This is a genomic window from Primorskyibacter marinus, from assembly GCF_003313245.1.
Taxonomy (GTDB): domain Bacteria; phylum Pseudomonadota; class Alphaproteobacteria; order Rhodobacterales; family Rhodobacteraceae; genus Primorskyibacter; species Primorskyibacter marinus.
Map to the genome: position 1 here is coordinate 1 of NZ_QJSD01000048.1, position 3,030 is coordinate 3,030.

The 3,030-nt window shown below is 59.4% G+C and carries 4 protein-coding genes and 1 pseudogene; 2 read left to right on the forward strand and 3 right to left on the reverse strand.

Translation table 11 applies throughout. The annotated features are described in order from the left end of the window. Positions 1-515, reverse strand: a pseudogene (locus DMZ65_RS19270) (transposase); the annotation flags it as partial. Between the two features lie 57 nt (positions 516-572). On the opposite strand from DMZ65_RS19270, the gene DMZ65_RS19610 reads away from it, so the two are divergent. Further along, positions 573-887, forward strand: coding sequence for a hypothetical protein (locus DMZ65_RS19610; protein ID WP_157960704.1), 315 nt, complete (start codon positions 573-575; stop codon positions 885-887). A gap of 706 nt (positions 888-1,593) precedes the next feature. Here the strand turns inward: DMZ65_RS19610 and DMZ65_RS19275 are convergent. Together DMZ65_RS19275 and DMZ65_RS19280 are read right to left on the reverse strand one after the other, a co-directional pair. After that, a complete protein-coding gene (locus tag DMZ65_RS19275) occupies positions 1,594-2,037 on the reverse strand; it encodes a hypothetical protein (RefSeq protein ID WP_157960705.1) in 444 nt (147 codons plus the stop codon). A gap of 104 nt (positions 2,038-2,141) precedes the next feature. After that, entirely contained in the window at positions 2,142-2,657 is a 516-nt protein-coding gene (locus tag DMZ65_RS19280) for a hypothetical protein (protein WP_116600310.1), read from the reverse strand. 87 nt (positions 2,658-2,744) lie between these two features. On the opposite strand from DMZ65_RS19280, the gene DMZ65_RS19975 reads away from it, so the two are divergent. After that, the coding region (locus tag DMZ65_RS19975) for a helix-turn-helix domain-containing protein (RefSeq protein ID WP_332871573.1) at positions 2,745-3,030 on the forward strand (286 nt) is incomplete at its 3' end.

Below are 3,030 nucleotides of genomic sequence, written 5' to 3' on the forward strand. Positions count from 1 at the left end.
AGAGAAAGGGCCAATCGCCCTCGAGGGGGCGGTTCAGGAACGCCTGCACCCGCTCGTCCCTCTCGAGCCATCGCTGCGCGATGCCCTGCCGGGCAGTGGATCTCCTCGCACAGCCGCGACACCTGGCTCTTCGAAGTGCCGGTCAACCCCATGGCGCGCACCAGGTCATCCACCGCGCGGGTGGAGACGCCTTGGATATAGGCCTCTTGGCTCACCGCCATCAGCGCTTTCTCGGCGGTCCTGCGCGGCTCGAGAAAGGTCGGGAAGTAACTGCCTTTACGCAGCTTCGGGATGTTCAGACCGATGGTCCCCGCCCGGGTGTCCCACTGTCGCGGCCGATAGCCATTACGCTGGTTCTCGCGGTCCGGGCTGCGCTCGCCATGCGCGGCACCGCAGACAGCGGCCACTTCGATGTCCATAAGCCGCTGCGCGGCGTCCTGGATCAGATCGCGCAGAAAATCCGCGTCATCGCTCTTGGCGATCACCCCCGGAAGGTCGATTATGGGGTTGGTCATCGTGTTCTCCTTCGTTGTCGTCGGTCTTTGAACAGCCTCAGACTACGAAGAGCCGCGGTGGCCGCCAGCCCGGCCGCGCGCTGCGCTAAGCCAATGGCTTCGCGCGCGGCATCCTACACCACAGGGTGGGGCACAACCTTTGAAGTTATTTTCAAGTCCGGGAAATCAGCCATGCTGGACATGACAAACCGGAATTTTAAAGAATTTTTCTTGTGCCCGAGTTGTGAAACGCCCTTCAAAGTGAGAAAGAGAGAAGCGGCACGTTTCTTTCTTGTGGAAATGGTGGAGTGCCGAGAGTGTGGCATGGCACACAGTTTTCCGTTTGGTTGGTTGCTATCTAAGCTGGATGTTGATTTTCGAAAAGAGACCTGAAACGGAAGCGCCCCGCGACCATCCCGCAACGCCAGAACCTTGCTCCGCACGACGATAAAGCCCGGGTCGCGTGCCATATTGGCTTCAGTAGCGACCGAACGCCGTATTTGGGCTGGGACCGATTATCCACTGCATCTGGCGCGAAGGTCCGCTGTGGGTCGGTTAGGCTCCTAAGGGCCACTATCGTTTGCAACTTTGCAGTGGCCGCTTTCTGCGCATAGCTAAACTTCATGTTTCGTGCGGCAATGGCCGCGTCACAACTGCGCCTTGAATGTCCGCTTACTTAACCCCGTCCAACACCCACACATTCGCAGCGAAAGTCCGGTGCCATGTTTTTTCTGCGCGGGCGTTACCTGCCCTCTGCGCGTCCAACCTACAGAGTTTAGCCCTTGGCTCGGCCCCGGTTGTTTCCACAGTGTTTCCGAAGGTCGGATTTGTAGCACCAGCGTAGCACCAACCCGAAACCATACGAATGCAAAAAGCCGCCCTTGGGCGACTAAGTGTTTGTGATTGATGTTAGTTTTCTAGTTGCGAGAGTAGGATTTGAACCTACGACCTTCAGGTTATGAGGCAACCCGAGGAGGTCGAAATAGCTTCGTGAAATCAGTATCTTAGGCGAATCTCACTCTCACAACGTCATTCACGTGTCGCACGGAGCAGACGCAAACCGTTGGGAACGAACGGGAATCCGATATTCTGAGGGTCATTACCGCTCAGGAGGCCACGGTCCCGGCGCACAGGGGCGCTCAAACCACGCCCGGTCGCGAAGGGTCTCGTTGTCTACGTTTCGCCATGCACACGGTGGAACGAAAGGCGGGCGCCCGTCATCGAGCAGAAGGCCGGGGCCGACCCAGCCCGTATAGTATCCGTCGCAGCCCTCGCCGGGCTTGCTTAGGCCACTGACGTCCATGGCATCAGAGTAATCCACTGGCACACTGCTGTCGGCCTCGGCGTCGTAGAGACCGGTGAAGGCGCGTTCGTATGTGTCCACGAAGACGTACCTGTCGTTGAAGCAGACGAACTCTATATCGCGAGCAAGCCTCGTTCGGCCGTTCGTCGCGACCAGATCCCAGCGGCCGTGGCGGTTCCAGTTGAACTCCCGGCCCAACTGCATCCCATTTGGCAGGGTCACGGACTCCTGGAAATTCATCGCCCACCGCGCACCGGCGACCAACGCCCAGAGTAGGAACAACCCGGTCAGACCGAACAGAACGTATGTGGCGAGCGTGCCTGCAAAAGGTCGCCGCCTCAACGTCATCGCGCATCGACCGCGCCATACTGGCTGGCACCGGCGTCCTTGATGACCTCGGCAGAGAACCGCGTGGTCCAGTCGCCGGTGATCGGATACGGCGTACCGCCGGCCTCGATGCCGACATCAAGCGGATCCTCGAAACTGTCGCTGAACTCGAAGGTGGTCTCGCCGGTGATCCGAAGCATCGCGCCGTGGGAGAATGCGACATCACCGAAATCGTACGGAGCGCCGAAGTCGTAGCGGAGCGACCCGGCGCCCGACGCGCGCGCTGCATCTGCGATCTGGTCCGCGAGGCGGCGGAACGCGCCCTGGGTCTCATCGCCATAGGCGTATTGCTCGGCAATCTCTCGCAGGTGTCCGATCTCCAGCAGTGTCACCGCGCGCCCGCCGCCATTATAGTAGTGGCGAACGAAATCGCGGTTGGTCCAGCGATCATAGCTCGACGCGAGGCTCGTGGTGAACTCGTGAAATCCGAACTCCGTCTCGCCAGTGTGAATCGGCGTGCGAAATTGACCCACTTGGGTGGGTTATGAGCGAGTAAAATTGACCCACCTGTTTTCGTTAGCATCCGCACAGAAAGTGCGGAGGAAGAGCAGGTGTTATTGATGGAAAGTGTATCGAAGATCCGTCTGTGGGTGCTGGTTGAAGGGCGCAGTATCCGGTCTGTTGCTCGGGCGACGGGATTATCGCGCAATACGATCAAGAAGTATCTGAAGGATGAGAGCCCGCCGAGCTACCAGCGCCAGGCCCCGCCGGTTCGGCACAAACTGTGCAACGGGTTTGATCTTCGGCTTCAGGACCTGTTCGATCAGGACCAGAAGCGACCACGCCGGGAGCGGCGAACGGCCGTGAGGCTTTATGAGCAGCTTGTGTCGGAAGGGTATACCGGTT

Coding starts and splice junctions, on each gene's coding strand:
- DMZ65_RS19275 (WP_157960705.1), bottom strand. CDS start 2,037: ATGAATTTCCAGGAGTCCGTGACCCTGCCAAATGGGATGCAGTTGGGC.